Here is a 15,118-nt window from a genome sequence, read left to right on the forward strand (position 1 = left end):
CCGGCGAGGGGGTGGGGCAGGGACAGCTGTCCTCCGACTGCTCACCCGCGGGTGTGCGCGACCTGGTCACGGGCGCGCAGCAGCAGGGCCAGCGCCCGCTGGCGGGTGATCTCCTCGAGGTCGGCGGTCGTCGCCACCAGCGTGACGGCGTACCCGAGCACGTCGAGGTCGCGGCCACAGGCCTCCACCAGGTCGTGGACGTCCTGCTCGGCGGTGCCGCCGTCGCGGGCCCGCGCGACGGCCAGTCCCGCGACCCAGTGGGCGGCGCGCTGGACCTCGGTGCGACCGGCCAGTGAACGCCGGCGGCTTGGCGGTCGACCGGGACCGCCCGCGCCGGCGGACTGCAGCAGCAGCACTGCCGACCACGCCCAGCGGGAGCCCATCAGCGACCTCGAACCGGCACCGCACTCCGGTCTGTGCGTTCCGGAGGGCAAGCGTGGGCCGGCGATGAAGCGCCCATCAGGTGCGGACGTCCCGAATACTGGCGCCGCGGCGGCCGGGCGGACGCGTTCGGCTGGCTCGACCGTGTGGGGACATCTGTCCCGGGGCAGATGTGCCGGTGTGCTGCTGTCGCCCCGACCGTGCGCGCTCACGGCGAAGCGGTCAACACGGCGTCAAGTTGCTCAAGTCGGCGACAATGTGGCGCTCGGCACTGGTCGGAGGGGGCACGCTCGACGACGCTCGGCGCCGGGGATCGGGAACCCGGCACGGGCATCGCCGGGCCACCGGGGACCCGGCACTGACGGGGAGGGACGCGGGGATGCAACACACGACGATCCGCCTGTTGCTCGTGGACACGTTCTGCGTGGTGCGCGAGGGCGTCCGCGCGATGGTCGACGGCCGGCACGAACTGCACGTCGTGGGGGAGGCGGCGTCGGTCGCCGCCGGCGTCGCCAAGGCGATCGCCCTGCGGCCGGACGTCGTGCTCGTGGGGGCCGACCTGCCGGACGGTCGCGGCGCGGATCTGATCCGCCACCTGCGCACGAGCGTGCCCGAGGCCCGGGCCGTGGTCTTCAGCCCCTTCGCGGACGAGGAGGCCTTCTTCCAGGCCGTGGTGGCCGGTGCGTTCGGCTACCTCGTCGAGGACATCGACGCGGAAGCGCTCGCGACCGCGCTCCGGGCCGTCGGCACGGGGCAGACGCTGATCAGCCCCACCACGATCGACGAGCTGCGCACCCGCATGCGTGCGGCGGCGCTGCCGGACGGACTGAAGCGGGCCCTGACCGGCCAGGAGGCGCGCATCCTCGCCATGGTCGTGGAGGGCGCGACCAACGGCGAGATCGCCGAGCACCTCTCGCTGGCCGAGAAGACGGTCCGCAACTACATGTCGAACATCCTGGCCAAGACCGGGACGCGAAACCGGACCGAGCTCACGGCAGCTGTCGTGGGCGGTGCCGGTCGCTCCCGCCTCACCTCGGCGCAGGTGCTCCGGGTACCGGAGCACGCGCACGCCGGGTGAGGCCGGCGGCGGGGGGACCGCGTCCGCGGGGGGCGCGCTCCACCCGCCGCCATTCGACTCAGCGGCGCATCAGCAGCTGCAGGACGTACCAGAACAGCAGCGCGATCGAGCTGAAGAGGTGCATCGCCGCGATCACCTCGGTGCCCGGCGGGAAGGCGCGGTAGATCTTCTGCGTGTCGTAGAGGATCGCCCCGCCGGCGAAGCCGATCATCGCGACGATGAACAGCGTGCCGAGGCCGGTTCCCGTGAGCACGCCGGCCACGATGGCGATCAGGGCCAGGATCCCGCCCCACTTCAGCAGCGTGCCCAGGAAGCTGAAGTCCCGAGAGCTGCGGACCGCCACGAAGGTCAGTCCGAGGAACGCGACCACCGTCAGCAGCGCGGCCGTGCCGATCGTGCCCTCGAGCGCGGGCACGTTGGCGGCGATGTAGAGCGGGGTCGCGAAGAGCAGGGCGTTGGCCAGCACCAGCAGGCCGTAGCCGCCCCACTGCTGGGCCGGTGTGCGGGCGGAGACGGTCAGGCGGGTCGCCATCCACGACACGAGCATGAAGCCGCCGAGGATCAGCAGCCAGTTCGTGCCTGCCACCAGCTCGGCGATGTATGCCGCCGGCGGGGTGGCGAACAGCGTCTCGCTGAGCAGCACGAACTCGATGCCGATGAAGGCGACGATGCCCAGCACGAGGTTGGTGTAGACACGCTGCATGAAGGTGGCGCGGACGTCGACCGGCTGCTGCGCGATGGGGGCGTTCGGGACGGCGGCGCCCGGCGGCGGGGGAGGCGTGAACGACTGGCTCATGGCGGTCGTGGTCTCCTCGTCGTCGGCGTGGACCGCACGCCGCGATAGGGGTCGGAAGGTGCCCACAGGGTACCGTCCGGCCGTCCCCGGGGAGGCGCGGACGACGTGTAGACGCAGCTGCTGGCCACGCTGGTGCAGGGGCACCTCGCGGCGCACCGCGGACTGCTCGCGGCCACCGAGGGACTCGATGCCCGGGCGTGGTCCACGCCGACCGGCTGTCCGGGCTGGGACGTCCACGACCAGCTCGCGCACTGCATCGGCACCGAGCGGATGATGCTCGACGACGCGCCCGCCGCCGTCGCCGTCGACGGGGCCGGGCACGTGCGCAACGACCTCGGGCGGCTGGTGGAGCGCGTGGACGTGGCACGCGAGAGCGCCCTGCGCGCTCTGGCGGCGTCGCTGCCTTCGCGGCTGGGGGCGGGGGGCACGGTGGCGCTGGAGGTCGACGGGGCGGCGCCCGTGGCGATCGACCTCGGTGACGGCGGCGTGCGGCGCCCGCTCGCGACGGCGCCCGTGGTCACGCTGCGGTGCACGACACGGCAGCTGCTGGCGCTCGTCGGCGGCGCACGGACCGTCCGACGGCCGACGACCTGGGCGTCGCGGGGGACCGCGCCCTCGCCGACGCCCTGCTCGCCGCCGCCACGATCACGCCCTAGCGGTCTCCGGACCCCACCTGTTACCATCACCAGGTGCGCGCCGTCTCGGCGCGCCGTCGTGTGAGCGGGCCGACGCCGGTCCGGGGATCGGAAACCGGCCCCGGATCGTTCATCCAGGAACGCGTACTCGCGCGCCCCCACACGCACCGACCCCCACGCCGTCCACTCCCGCGGCACCCGCCGCACGGAGGAACCCATGAAGCAGGGCATCCACCCCGAGTACTCGGTCGCGACCGTCACGTGCTCGTGCGGCAACTCGTTCCAGACCCGGGCCACGGTCGACAAGATCAGTGTCGAGCTGTGCAACCAGTGCCACCCCTTCTACACCGGCAAGCAGAAGCTGGTGGACACCGGTGGCCGCGTCGACCGGTTCAAGCGTCGCCTGGAGAAGGCGCAAGGCTGAACAGCCTGGAGAAGGCGCAAGGCTGAACAGCCTGGAGAAGGCGCAAGGCTGAACAGGCCCCTTCATCATCTCGATCGACGCCGCCGGCGAAGCGCCGGCGGCGTCGTCGTGTTCGCGAGGCGGGTGTGATAGCACTGTGGCCCACGATGCACGAGGTGGGCCCGGATGCAGCAGAGGTGTGTGTTCTGCGAGATCGTGGCGGGGCGCTCGCCGGCCTCGGTGGTCGCGGAGGGCGACCTCACGCTCGCCCTGCTCGACATCCTGCCGGTCAACGAGGGACACGCGCTCGTGATCCCGCGGCGGCACGCGGCCGGCCTCGCGGACCTTCGTGAGGACGAGGCGGCGGAGCTGATGACGCTCGCCCGTCGGGTGGCCGGGGCCCAGCGGGCGCTGGGCCTCGCGGAGGGCGTGAGCCTGGTCCTGGCCGACGGGGCCGTCGCGGGCCAGGAGGTCTTCCACACCCATCTGCACGTGGTGGCACGCCGCGACGGCGACAAGATGGTCCTGGCCGTCGACTACGACCCGCCGCCGTCGCGCGAGGCGCTGGACGCCACCGCGCAGGCGCTGGCGGGGGCGATGGCGACGCGGGCCCCCGGCTGACCGCTGCCGGTCGGCCACGTACCATCCCGGTCCGGCCGTGGCCGTGGGTGGCCCGGCCGTCCTCGCCGTGGCGACCCCCGCCCTGCCACGCCGCGACCGCCCGATCCCTGAGGCCTCGATGACCGATCACCAGCGTCCTGCGGGCTCGAAGAAGCCCGATCCGCTCGAAGCGGCCCCGCACTACTACGGCGGGCAGGCCGTCATCGAGGGCGTGATGATGCGCGGCGCCGACCGGTGGGCGGTGGCGGTGCGCCGCCCGGCGGGCGACATCTGGCTGGAGTGCCACGCCGTGTCGGACCTGCCCCGACGGCGCCCGATCCTGAACAAGCCCATGGTTCGTGGCTGCTACGCGCTGGCCGACTCGCTCGCCATCGGCATGCGGGCACTGGGCATCTCGGCGATGCAGGCCTTCGACGAGGAAGGGGAGGAGGAGCAGCTCGGCTCCGGGGCCGTCGGGGCCTCCCTGCTCGTGGCGCTGCTGATCTTCGTCGGCATCTTCATCTTCCTGCCCTCGGCGGGCACGAAGGGCGTCGACGCGCTGCTCGGCGGCGTGCTGGGGGACGGGGTGTGGTTCCACCTCGTCGAGTCGTTCGTCCGGATCGTGATCTTCCTCGGCTACCTGTGGGCGATCTCGCTCATGGCCGACATCCGCCGCGTGTTCCAGTACCACGGGGCCGAGCACAAGACGATCGCGGCCTGGGAGCACGGCGAGGTCCTGGAGCCGGAGAACGTCGACCGCTACTCCACGCTCCACGTGCGTTGCGGCACCAACTTCCTGATCATGGTCATGCTGCTCGCGGTCGTGGTCTACACGCTCGCCGGCGTGCTGGTCCCGCCCCCGGAGGGCATCGGCCTGCTCGGCTCGATCGTCTACCACGTGGTGCTGCGCGTGGTGCTGCTCCCGGTGGTCGCCGGGCTCGCCTACGAGGGGCTGCGCCTGGGGGCCGCCCGCGGCGACAACCCGCTCGTGAAGGCGCTGATGAAGCCGGGGCTGTGGCTGCAGCTCATCACCACCAAGCAGCCGACCCGTGACCAGATCGAGGTGGCGATCCGCTCGTTCGAGGCGGTCGTCCCCGGCGAGCTGCGCGAGGGTCGCGTGCCGCACACCCTCGACAGCCGCATCACGCTCGCGCGGGACGGCCTGCCGGTCCAGCTCACGGCCGCCGACGTCCGCGTCGACGGCGACGACCCGGCCCCCGACCCGACGCCGCGCGACGCGGCCGAAGAGGCCTGAGCGTGTTCGACAAGCTCGAACAGCTCGAGGCGCGTTTCCGCGACCTCGAGGCGCAGCTCGGCGACCCCGAGGTGGTGTCGGACGGTCAGCGCTACACGACCGTCGCCAAGCAGCACGCCGAACTCGCCGACGTGGTGGCCGCCTACCGCGACTGGCGCGCGACCGGTGACGACCTCGAGGCGGCGCGCGAGATGCTGGCCGAGTCCGCTGGCGACGACGCCGCGCTGGTCAAGGCGGAGCTCGACGAGCTGACCGTCCGGCGGGCTGAGTTGGAGGACCGGCTCAAGCTGCTGCTGGTGCCCCGCGACCCGAACGACGACAAGGACGTCATCGTCGAGATCCGCGCCGCGGCCGGCGGCGACGAGGCGGGCCTGTTCGCCGGCGAACTGCAGGAGATGTACCTGCGCTACGCCCAGCGGCAGGGCTGGCGCACGCAGGTGCTGTCCGAGGCCGCGCAGGGGATCGGCGGCATCAAGGAGGCGATCTTGGAGATCGTCGGCGACGGGGCCTACGCCCACCTGAAGCACGAGTCGGGTGTGCACCGGGTCCAGCGCGTGCCGGCCACCGAGTCCCAGGGCCGCATCCACACGTCCACCGCCTCCGTCGCGGTCCTGCCCGCGGCCGAGGAGGTGGACGTCCAGGTGAATCCGAACGAGCTGCGCATCGACGTCTACCGCTCGTCGGGGCCCGGCGGGCAGAGCGTCAACACGACCGACTCGGCGGTGCGCATCACCCACGTGCCGACCGGTCTGGTCGTGTCCTGCCAGGACGAGAAGTCGCAGCACCAGAACCGCGACAAGGCGATGCGGATCCTGCGCTCGCGACTGCTGCAGGCCGAGCAGGACCGTCGGGCGCAGGAGCGCGCCGACGCCCGCGCCGGCCAGATCGGCACGGGTGACCGGGCGGAGAAGATCCGGACCTACAACTTCCCCCAGTCGCGGGTCACCGACCACCGCATCGGCCTGACCGTGCACAACCTGACCGACCTGCTGAACGGGCAGCTCGACGACGTGGTCGCGGCGCTGCGACAGACCGAACGCGAGGCGCGCCTGGCCGCGGTCCAGGACGAAGACGGCTCCTGATGGTCACCACCGACCGCGGGCGGGTGGCCGAGGTCGCGGCCCGGCTGGCGGCGGCGGGCGTGCCCACGCCGGCGGTGGACGCCCGTTGGCTCGTCGATCACGTCGTCGAGGTGGCCGGGAGCTGCGACGGCTGCGGGGGCGCCCTGCTCGACGGGCTGGTCGCCCGCCGCGCGGCCCGCGAGCCGCTGCAGCTGGTGCTGGGCCGGACCTGGTTTCGCGAGCTCGAGCTGCGCTGCGCACCCGGGGTGTTCATCCCCCGGCCGGAGACGGAGATCGTGGCCGGAGTGGCGATCGACGAGGCGAGTGGTCTGGACGCCCCGATCGTGGCCGAGCCGTGCACGGGCACCGGCGCCATCGCCCTGTCGGTGGCGGTCGAGGTGCCCGGGGCGCGCGTCGTCGCCACCGACCTCGACCCCGCCGCCGTCGACCTCGCGCGGGACAACCTCGGGCGCGTCCTGGCCGGCGAGGCGGGTCCACCGCTGGCCGCCGACCAGGTCGAGATCCTGGCCGGTGACCTGCTGGCGCCGCTGGCCGACGACCTGCGGGGGAGGCTGGACGTGCTGGTCTCCAACCCGCCCTACCTGCCGGCCGCCGACCGCGACCGTTGGGAACCGGAGGTGGCCGACCACGATCCCGACCGGGCGCTGGTCGGCGGACCGGACGGCCACGAGGTCGTAGGACGCCTCCTGGCACTGGCGGCCGAGTGGCTGCGTCCCGGCGGCCTGGTGGTCGTGGAGATCGACGAGCGTCGCGGCGAGGACGCACGGGCGGCCGCGGTGCGCGCCGGGCTCGTCGACGTCACGCTCGTCCCCGACCTCACCGGGGCGCAGCGCGCCGTCCGGGCCCGCGGCGCGCGATAGCGTCCGCCTCCCGACCCGCCTCCAGGAGCTGATCCCACGTGCCCGGCGAGCTGCTCGACGTCACCGGCGACGGCCGTGAGGACGCGGTGCTGCGCGCGACCGAGACGCTGCGCGACGGGCGGCTGGTGGTCTTGCCGACCGACACGGCCTACGGCGTCGCCGCCGACGCGTTCAACCGGGCCGGCACCACCCGCCTGTTCCGAGCCAAGGGGCAGCCGCGCACCACACCGCTCCCCGTGCTCGTGCGCTCGCCCAAGCAGCTGGCGGGGCTCACGACCATCGTGCCCGAGGCCGCCGAGCGCCTGGTGGCCGCCTACTGGCCCGGTCCCTTGACGGTCGTGCTCTTCGCCGAGCCGAACCTGCGCTGGGACCTGGGCAACGCCCAGGGCACGGTCGCGGTGCGCATGCCGTTGGACGACGTCGGGCTGGCGGTGGTCCGTGCGGTCGGTCCGCTGGCCGTCACGGCCGCCGCCCGCACGGGCGAGCCGGCGCCGGCGACGGCGGCGGCGGCGCACGAGCAGCTGGGCGACGCGGTCGAGCTCTACCTCGACGACGGCCCGCGTCCCACCGGCGCCGCGTCGACCATCGTGGACCTGACCCGCGAGGAACCGCAGGTGCTGCGGGCCGGGGCACTGGACGCCGACGAGGTCCTGGCGGTGGCGCGCGGCGAGCTCGACCCGTTCGCCGCCACCATGCCGCCACCGGAACCGGACTCGCCGGCCGACGACGCCGGGACCGGTTGAGGGGGCGCGTGTGGGGGTGCACCGGACGGACATCGACGGCCTGCTGGTCGTGCGATGGTCGACGCACCGCGACGTCCGCGGGTTCTTCCGCCAGACCTGGCAGCGCTCGGAGCTCGAGGAGGCCCTCGGCCGCCCGGTCGTGTTCCGGCAGGGCAACCACGCCCGTTCGGCGGTGGGGGTCCTGCGCGGCTTCCACGCCGAGCCGTGGGACAAGCTGGTCTACGTCGCGCGCGGCCGGGCGCTCGCGGCGGTCGCCGACGTGCGGCCCGACAGTCCCACCTTCGGCGAGGTGCGGACCTTCGACCTCGGCGACGGCGCCGAGCCCTGCCGCCTGTTCGTCGCGGCCGGCCTCGCCAACGCCTACTGCGCCCACGGTGACGAGGACGTCGACTACCTCTACGACGTGACGGCGGAGTGGCGGCCGGACGCGGACAAGCGGGCGCTGGCATGGGACGATCCCGACCTGGCGGTCACGTGGCCCGTGTCCGAGCCGCTCGTCTCCGCCGCCGACCGCGCCAACCCGACCCTGCGTGAGCGGTTCCCCGACCATCCACGCTGGCGGACCGGCGCCGCGGACACGTCACCGGACGGCGGTCGGGGCAGCGAGGAGGCGGGATGAAGGCACTGGTCCTGGCCGGCGGCGCCGGCACGCGCCTGCGGCCGCTCACGCACACCAGCGCGAAGCAGCTGGTCCCGGTCGCGAACAAGCCCATCCTGTTCTACGCCCTCGAGCAGTTGCGCGACGCCGGCATCACCGACGTGGGGATCATCGTCGGTGACACGCGGGCGGAGATCGAGGCGGCCGTCGGTGACGGCGCCGGACTCGGGATCCGGCCCACCTACCTCCATCAGCCGGCTCCGCTCGGGCTGGCCCACGCCGTGCTGACGGCGGCGGACTTCCTCGGCGACGACGACTTCGTGATGTTCCTGGGCGACAACCTGGTCGAGGGCGGGGTCGCGGACATGGTCGAGCGCTTCCGCCGCGAGCGGCCGGCGGCCCAGCTGCTGTTGAAGAAGGTGAGCGACCCCCGCCGGTTCGGCGTCGTGGAGCTGTCCCCGTCCGGCGAGGTCGTCCGACTGGTGGAGAAGCCGGCCGACCCGCCCAGCGATCTGGCGCTGGTGGGCGTCTACCTGTTCTCGTCGCGGATCGTCGACGCCGCCCGCCGGATCGCTCCGTCCGCGCGCGGCGAGCTGGAGATCACCGACGCCATCCAGCGGCTGGTGGACGACGGCGCGGTCGTGCGGGCGTCGCTGCTGGAGGGCTGGTGGCTCGACACCGGCAAGAAGGACGAGTTGCTCGACGCCAACCGCATCGCGCTCGCCTCGCTGGAGCGGCGCGTGGACGGCGCGGTCGACGATGCCTCCGAACTCGTCGGCGCCGTGGTGGTGGAGGCGGGGGCGCGGATCGTGCGCTCCACCGTCCGGGGGCCCGCGGTCATCGGTGCGGACTGCCTCGTGGTCGACAGCTTCGTCGGTCCGTTCACCTCCATCGGCGCCCGTACCCGCCTCGAAGCCACGGAGATCGACTTCTCCGTCGTGCTGGAGGACTGCGTCGTCCGGGGCGTGTCGCGGATGGAGGGCTCGCTGCTCGGACGAAACGTCGAGCTGACACGGACCCACCGGCGCCCGGCCGCGCACCGGTTCCTGCTCGGTGACCACAGCCAGGTGGAGATCGAGGAGGGCCGCTGATGCGCCTGCTCGTCACGGGCGGTGCCGGGTTCATCGGCAGCAACTTCGTGCGCCACGTGCTGCAGACCACGGACGACGTCCACGTCACAAACCTCGACGCGTTGACCTACGCCGGCAACCTCGCCTCCCTCCACGACGTCGCGGACGACCCGCGCCACCGGTTCGTCCACGGCGACGTCTGCGACGCCGGACTGGTCGACGCGCTCACCGGGCAGGCCGACGCCGTGGTCCACTTCGCGGCCGAGACCCACGTCGACCGCTCCATCGACGGCCCCGAGGTGTTCCTGCGCACCAACGTGGTGGGCGCCGGCGTGGTCTTCGACGCCGCCCGCCGGCACGGGCTCGAGCGGGTCCTGCACGTGTCGACCGACGAGGTGTACGGCTCCATCGAGGTGGGGGCGTTCACCGAGGGCGACCCGCTGGCGCCCAACAGCCCGTACGCGGTGTCCAAGGCCTCGGCGGACCTGCTCGCCCGCGCCTACGCGGTCACGTACGACTTCCCGATCACGGTGACGCGGACCTCCAACAACTTCGGGCCCTACCAGTACCCGGAGAAGCTGATCCCGCTGTTCGTGACCAACCTGCTCGACGGTCGCCGCGTCCCGCTCTACGGCGACGGGCGCAACGTGCGCGACTGGACGCACGTCGCCGACAACGCCGCGGCGCTGTGGCTCGTGCTGACCCGCGGACGGCGTGGCGAGGTCTACAACGTCGGGGCCGGCAACGAACTGTCCAACCGTGAGCTCACGCGCCGCGTCCTCGCCCACCTCGACGCCGGCGAGGACCGGATCGAGCACGTCCCCGACCGACCCGGTCACGACCTGCGCTATGCGATCGACAGCAGCCGGGTCCGCGCCCTGGGCTGGCGGCCGGCGCGCTCCTTCGACGAGGCGCTGGCCGAGACCATCCACTGGTACCGGCACAACGAGGCCTGGTGGCGGCCGCTGAAGCAGGCCGGCGCCTCCCGCCGCCGCGGTCACGGCTGACGGCCGGGGGGCTGACGGACCGACCGGTGCGCCGGTAGATTGGCGCGGTACTCGCGGCGCCGTCGCGCGCCATCCTCGACGTGGGAGCCTGCTTCGTGAGCACGTTCTGGGGCCCGGACTTCGCCCAGCTTCGCGACCTCGACCCCGAGGTGGCCGACGGGCTGATCACCGAACTCGACCGTCAGCGCAGCAAGCTCCAGCTGATCGCCAGCGAGAACTTCGCCTCGCCGGCGGTCATGGCCGCGCAGGCCTCCGTGCTGACCAACAAGTACGCCGAGGGCTATCCGGGCAAGCGCTACTACGGCGGGTGCGGCGAGGCCGTCGACCCGATCGAGCAGCTCGCGATCGACCGCGCCAAGCAGCTGTTCGGGGCCGACCACGCCAACGTGCAGTCGCACTCCGGCGCCAGCGCCAACATCGCCGCGTACTTCGCCACGGTCCTGCCGGGCGAGAAGGTGCTGGCGATGTCGCTGCCGCACGGCGGTCACCTCACCCACGGCATGAAGATCAACTTCTCCGGCAAGTGGTTCGACATCGTCTCCTACGGGGTGCGCGAGGACGACCACACGATCGACATGGACGAGGTCCGCCGCCTCGCCCTCGAGCACCGCCCGAAGCTGATCATCGCCGGCTGGTCGGCCTACCCGCGCCAGCTCGACTTCGAGGCGTTCCGCTCGATCGCCGACGAGGTCGGCGCGGTGCTCATGTGCGACGCCGCCCACTTCATCGGGCTGGTCGCCGCCGGCGTTCACCCCTCCCCGGTGCCGTACTGCGACATCGTGACCTTCACCACCCACAAGACCCTGCGCGGGCCACGCGGCGCGATCATCCTCACCAACGAGGAGTGGGCCAAGCCGATCGACAAGGCGGTGTTCCCCGGCACCCAGGGCGGCCCGCTCGAGCACGTGATCGCCGCGAAGGCCGTGGCGCTGAAGGAAGCCATGGAGCCGGGCTTCAAGGAGTACGGGCAGCGGATCCTGGACGACGCCCGGGCGCTGGCCGGCGCGCTCGTCGAACGCGGCTACCGGGTCACGTCCGGCGGCACGGACACCCACCTGTTCCTCGCCGACGTCACGCCGCGGGACCTGACGGGCGCGGAGGCCGAGGCACGCTGCGACGCGGCCGGCATCGTGCTGAACAAGAACGCGATCCCGTTCGACACCAACCCGCCGGCGGTCGCGTCCGGCATCCGGGCCGGCGCCTCGTGCGTCGCGACCCAGGGGATGGGCCCGGCGGAGATGACCCGCGTGGCCGACCTGATCGACCGCGCGCTGACCGGCTCCGACGACGACCGCCGCCACGTGCGCGGCGAGGTGCACGAGCTGGTGTCCGCGTTCCCCGCCTATCCGCAGGCGGGTCCCGTGCCCCCGGCGCCGCAGGACTGACGTGCCCGACGGCCTGCTCCAGCACGCGCTGATCGCCGTGACTGCCGCGACCGTCACGGCGGGGGTGACCCCACTGGTCGCGCGGCTGGCACGGCGGCTGGGCGCGCTGGACACGCCCAGCGACGGCCGGCGCGTGCACCGCGACGCCGTGCCCACCCTCGGCGGGCTGGCCATGCTCGCCGGGCTGCTGGTCGCCCTGGTCGTCGCGGCCCTGCTCGGCGGGCCGTTCGAGGCGCTGTTCACCTCCACCTCCGAGCCGCTGGCCCTGCTGGTCGGCGGGCTCGTGATCGTGCTGGTCGGTGTCGCCGACGACCTCGTCGGGCTGCCGCCGACCGTGAAGCTGGCCGGACAGATCGTGGCAGCGCTGGGCGTGGTCCTGTTCGGCATGCAGCTGGTCTACGTGTGGGTGCCCGGTGTCGACGTCGTGGCGCTGTCCCCGGACCTGGGGCTGCCGCTGACGATCATCGCCCTGGTGGCCATGATCAACGCGGTCAACCTGATAGACGGCCTGGACGGGCTCGCCGCCGGGGTCTCGGTCATCGCAGCCGTGGCCTTCTTCCTGTTCGCGTCCGCGACCGAGGGCTCCGGCCTGGTCGAGGGCATCCCCACGTCCGCGACGCTGGTGGCGGCGATCGTGGCCGGCGTGGGCGTCGGCTTCCTCGTCCACAACTGGCACCCCGCCCGCATCTTCATGGGGGACACGGGCGCGATGCTGCTCGGGTTGCTACTGGGCACGGCCGGGGTGTCCTACATCGGGCGGACCACGGCGCCGTCCAACACCGACTTCTACGGCTCGATCCCGCTGCTGGTGCCGGTGCTGGTCCTGGCCATCCCGTTCCTGGACTCCGCGTTCGCGATCGTCCGGCGGGCCCTGCAGCGCAAGCCGCTGGCCACCGGCGACCTCGGCCACCTCCATCACCTGTTGCTCGCCTTCGGCCACTCGCACCGGCGGGCCGTGCTGGTCCTGTACTACTGGTCCGCGCTCCTGGCGTTCGGGTCGGTGGGGCCGGTGTTCGTGCCGCTGGTGCGGCTGCTGCCCTGGCTGTTGGTCGCCGCCGGCATCGGGCTGGCGTTGACCGCGCTGGGCGCGCGGGTCGGCCTGGCCGAGGATGGCGACCAGACCGTCCCGGCCCGCGACCGCACGACCGCCTGAACGCGGCCGCTGGCGCGCACCGCGCCACGGCCGGGGTGCCTTTGGCAGTCATCCTGGCGGATTGCTAGCGTTCGAGCCGCTACGCGAGGCGCGGCACGTTCGTGCTGCCGCCGTCACGCGGCCGTCGCTCGTCGACCCCACGGACTGGCATCTTGGCCCGCCCCGATCCCGCCGCCCCACGCGCGCGTCCCCACGTGCGCGTGGACTGGTATGGCAACCCCGTCTCGGGGGCGAACGCCGCCGGCGGGTTCGGTCGCGAGTTCCGCCGCGGTTCGTGGAAGGGCGTCGACGAGGCCAACGTCATGAGCGTCGAGCTCATCTCGGCGATCCTGGTCTGGGCCGGCATCGGCTGGCTCCTGGACCGTTGGCTCGGCACGCCGCCGTGGTTCCTCGTCATCGGCGCGCTCGTCGGCAACTTCGCCGGCCTGTACCTGGTCTGGCTCCGCGGCACACGCATGAACGAGCGTGAGCAGCGGTTGCGCGACGAGGCCGCCGGCCGCCGGACGAAGCAGCCGGACGGGGACGCCTCGTGACCACCGACCCCATCGCGGCCGCCGCCCGTGACCTGGCGCGCGGAACCCTTCGTGCACTGGCGATCGTGACCGCCGGCATCGTCGCGGTCGCGGCCGTCGTGGCCGGCACCGCCGCGGCGGTCAGCGCCCTGATCGGGGTGACGTTCGTCGCCCTGCTCTTCGGCCTGTCCACCGTGCTGCTGGCCTGGTCGACCCGGCGCGGCGCGGGCAGCGCGCTCGGCGTGCTGCTCGGTGCCATGGTCGGCCGGCTCATCCTCTACGCTGCCGCGCTGAGCGCGCTCGCGCAGGTGGACTGGGTGCACCGGACCAGCCTCGCGCTGGCCACCGCGGTGGCAGTCGCGCTGACCCTCGCGTACGAGCTGCGGGCCCTGTCGCGCATGCCGCGCTTGTTCTGGATCGACGTACACGCCAGCCGCACGGCGGCGTTGGACACACACGGAGTCGAGAAGTGACACCGATCCTTGCCGCCGCCGAATACGGCGGGGAGTTCAGCGGCGCGTTCGACAACATCAACGCGCTGTTCGACATGCCCACGCTGATCGAGTTCAGCATCGGCGGGCTCGACCTGTCGCTCAACCGCACGGTGTTCATCGCCTGGATCATGACGGCGGTGGCCGGCCTGATCATGTGGGCGGCGTTCAAGGACCCGAAGATCGTCCCCGGCAAGATGCAGTCCGTGGGCGAGGGCATCATCGAGTTCGTGCGCAACATCGCGCTGGAGATCATCGGCCCCAAGGGCCTGAAGTTCGTCCCGCTGCTGACCACGTTCTTCCTCGCGATCCTGTTCCTGAACCTGGCGAAGATCACGCCGATCTTCATGCTCCCGCCGACCTCGCGGATGGCGTGGCCGGCGTTCTTCGCCTTCGTCGCCTGGCTGGTCTACGTCGGCGTGGGGGTCAAGGAGCAGGGAGCCGGCCATTACTTCAAGGAGATGGCGTTCCCGCCGGGCGTGCCGAAGGCGCTCTACATCATCCTCACCCCGCTGGAACTGCTCTCCAACCTGGTGCTGCGCCCCTTCACGCTGGCAGTCCGGCTCTTCGCCAACATGGTCGCCGGGCACATCCTCGTGGTCATCACCCTGGTGACGGTCCACGTCTTCCTCTACCCGCGGCCAGGGCTCCCGATCGGCGTCTTCGGGCTGATCGCCTCGCCGTTGGTGTTCGGCTTCGAGCTCGTGATCATCGTGCTCCAGGCCTACATCTTCACCATGCTCACCGCCGTCTACATCAGCTCGTCCGTGGAGCCGGCGCACTGACCACCGACACGTCGCAGACGTGACAAACCACGCGCCGCCGAACCGGCGTCGCAAGGAGGAACAGAGAACAGATGGAGAACCTCGGTAACGGCATCGTGTACGGGTTCGCGACGCTCGGCCCCGGCATCGGCCTCGGGATCCTCATCGGCAAGGCCATCGAGTCCATGGCCCGCCAGCCCGAAGCCGCCGGCATGGTCCGCACGACGATGTTCATCGGCATCGCCGTCGTGGAGGCCCTCGCGCTGCTCGGCTTCGTGCTCGCCTTCGCGATCTAGGAGCTGATC

General features: G+C 72.5%; 19 protein-coding genes. 17 read left to right on the forward strand and 2 right to left on the reverse strand.

The window, feature by feature from the left end; genetic code table 11:
• Positions 1–41 precede the first annotated feature (41 nt).
• The gene (locus tag ACERM0_RS08025; protein WP_373678053.1) at positions 42–383 is read right to left on the reverse strand and encodes a hypothetical protein; all 342 of its coding nucleotides are present in this window, start codon (positions 381–383) and stop codon (positions 42–44) included.
• A 377-nt stretch (positions 384–760) separates the two neighbouring features.
• On the opposite strand from ACERM0_RS08025, the gene ACERM0_RS08030 reads away from it, so the two are divergent.
• Entirely contained in the window at positions 761–1,459 is a 699-nt protein-coding gene (locus tag ACERM0_RS08030; protein ID WP_373678054.1) for a LuxR C-terminal-related transcriptional regulator, read from the forward strand.
• A gap of 58 nt (positions 1,460–1,517) precedes the next feature.
• Here ACERM0_RS08030 and ACERM0_RS08035 read toward each other — a convergent pair whose 3' ends face one another.
• The gene (locus tag ACERM0_RS08035; protein WP_373678055.1) at positions 1,518–2,255 is read right to left on the reverse strand and encodes a Bax inhibitor-1 family protein; all 738 of its coding nucleotides are present in this window, start codon (positions 2,253–2,255) and stop codon (positions 1,518–1,520) included.
• A 132-nt stretch (positions 2,256–2,387) separates the two neighbouring features.
• On the opposite strand from ACERM0_RS08035, the gene ACERM0_RS08040 reads away from it, so the two are divergent.
• From ACERM0_RS08040 to atpE, 16 genes are all read left to right on the forward strand, one after another.
• Complete coding sequence (locus tag ACERM0_RS08040) at positions 2,388–2,975, forward strand: maleylpyruvate isomerase N-terminal domain-containing protein (RefSeq protein ID WP_373678056.1); 588 nt, start codon at positions 2,388–2,390, stop codon at positions 2,973–2,975.
• 132 nt (positions 2,976–3,107) lie between these two features.
• Positions 3,108–3,314: a 50S ribosomal protein L31 gene (gene rpmE / locus ACERM0_RS08045; RefSeq protein ID WP_373678057.1), complete on the forward strand. Its 207-nt coding sequence runs from the start codon at positions 3,108–3,110 to the stop codon at positions 3,312–3,314.
• Positions 3,315–3,479: 165 nt separating this feature from the next.
• On the forward strand, positions 3,480–3,914 hold the full coding sequence (locus tag ACERM0_RS08050; RefSeq protein ID WP_373678058.1) for an HIT family protein: 435 nt from the start codon (positions 3,480–3,482) through the stop codon (positions 3,912–3,914).
• 67 nt (positions 3,915–3,981) lie between these two features.
• A complete protein-coding gene (locus ACERM0_RS08055) occupies positions 3,982–5,148 on the forward strand; it encodes a DUF1385 domain-containing protein (RefSeq protein ID WP_373678059.1) in 1,167 nt (388 codons plus the stop codon).
• A 2-nt stretch (positions 5,149–5,150) separates the two neighbouring features.
• The gene (gene prfA, locus ACERM0_RS08060; RefSeq protein ID WP_373678060.1) at positions 5,151–6,230 is read left to right on the forward strand and encodes a peptide chain release factor 1; all 1,080 of its coding nucleotides are present in this window, start codon (positions 5,151–5,153) and stop codon (positions 6,228–6,230) included.
• Entirely contained in the window at positions 6,230–7,090 is an 861-nt protein-coding gene (locus ACERM0_RS08065; RefSeq protein WP_373678061.1) for a class I SAM-dependent methyltransferase, read from the forward strand. Before prfA ends, ACERM0_RS08065 begins: the two co-directional genes overlap by 1 nt.
• 38 nt (positions 7,091–7,128) lie before the next feature.
• Positions 7,129–7,833, forward strand: a complete 705-nt coding sequence (locus tag ACERM0_RS08070) for an L-threonylcarbamoyladenylate synthase (protein WP_373678062.1) — start codon at positions 7,129–7,131, stop codon at positions 7,831–7,833.
• 16 nt (positions 7,834–7,849) lie between these two features.
• Positions 7,850–8,452: a dTDP-4-dehydrorhamnose 3,5-epimerase family protein gene (locus ACERM0_RS08075; RefSeq protein ID WP_373678063.1), complete on the forward strand. Its 603-nt coding sequence runs from the start codon at positions 7,850–7,852 to the stop codon at positions 8,450–8,452.
• Positions 8,449–9,522: a glucose-1-phosphate thymidylyltransferase gene (locus ACERM0_RS08080; protein ID WP_373678064.1), complete on the forward strand. Its 1,074-nt coding sequence runs from the start codon at positions 8,449–8,451 to the stop codon at positions 9,520–9,522. Before ACERM0_RS08075 ends, ACERM0_RS08080 begins: the two co-directional genes overlap by 4 nt.
• Positions 9,522–10,508: a dTDP-glucose 4,6-dehydratase gene (gene rfbB, locus ACERM0_RS08085; RefSeq protein ID WP_373678065.1), complete on the forward strand. Its 987-nt coding sequence runs from the start codon at positions 9,522–9,524 to the stop codon at positions 10,506–10,508. The genes ACERM0_RS08080 and rfbB overlap by 1 nt, the downstream gene beginning before the upstream one ends.
• Positions 10,509–10,603: 95 nt before the next feature.
• Complete coding sequence (glyA, locus tag ACERM0_RS08090; RefSeq protein WP_373678066.1) at positions 10,604–11,893, forward strand: serine hydroxymethyltransferase; 1,290 nt, start codon at positions 10,604–10,606, stop codon at positions 11,891–11,893.
• A gap of 1 nt (position 11,894) precedes the next feature.
• Positions 11,895–13,046, forward strand: coding sequence for a glycosyltransferase family 4 protein (locus ACERM0_RS08095; protein ID WP_373678067.1), 1,152 nt, complete (start codon positions 11,895–11,897; stop codon positions 13,044–13,046).
• A 200-nt stretch (positions 13,047–13,246) separates the two neighbouring features.
• Entirely contained in the window at positions 13,247–13,579 is a 333-nt protein-coding gene (locus ACERM0_RS08100) for an AtpZ/AtpI family protein (protein ID WP_373678068.1), read from the forward strand.
• Positions 13,576–14,031, forward strand: coding sequence for a hypothetical protein (locus ACERM0_RS08105; RefSeq protein ID WP_373678069.1), 456 nt, complete (start codon positions 13,576–13,578; stop codon positions 14,029–14,031). The genes ACERM0_RS08100 and ACERM0_RS08105 overlap by 4 nt, the downstream gene beginning before the upstream one ends.
• Entirely contained in the window at positions 14,028–14,834 is an 807-nt protein-coding gene (gene atpB, locus ACERM0_RS08110) for a F0F1 ATP synthase subunit A (RefSeq protein WP_373678070.1), read from the forward strand. The genes ACERM0_RS08105 and atpB overlap by 4 nt, the downstream gene beginning before the upstream one ends.
• Before the next feature lie 71 nt (positions 14,835–14,905).
• Positions 14,906–15,109: an ATP synthase F0 subunit C gene (gene atpE, locus ACERM0_RS08115; protein WP_373678071.1), complete on the forward strand. Its 204-nt coding sequence runs from the start codon at positions 14,906–14,908 to the stop codon at positions 15,107–15,109.
• Positions 15,110–15,118 lie beyond the last annotated feature (9 nt).

The sequence above is a fragment of the Egicoccus sp. AB-alg2 genome (assembly GCF_041821065.1).
GTDB lineage: Bacteria > Actinomycetota > Nitriliruptoria > Nitriliruptorales > Nitriliruptoraceae > Egicoccus.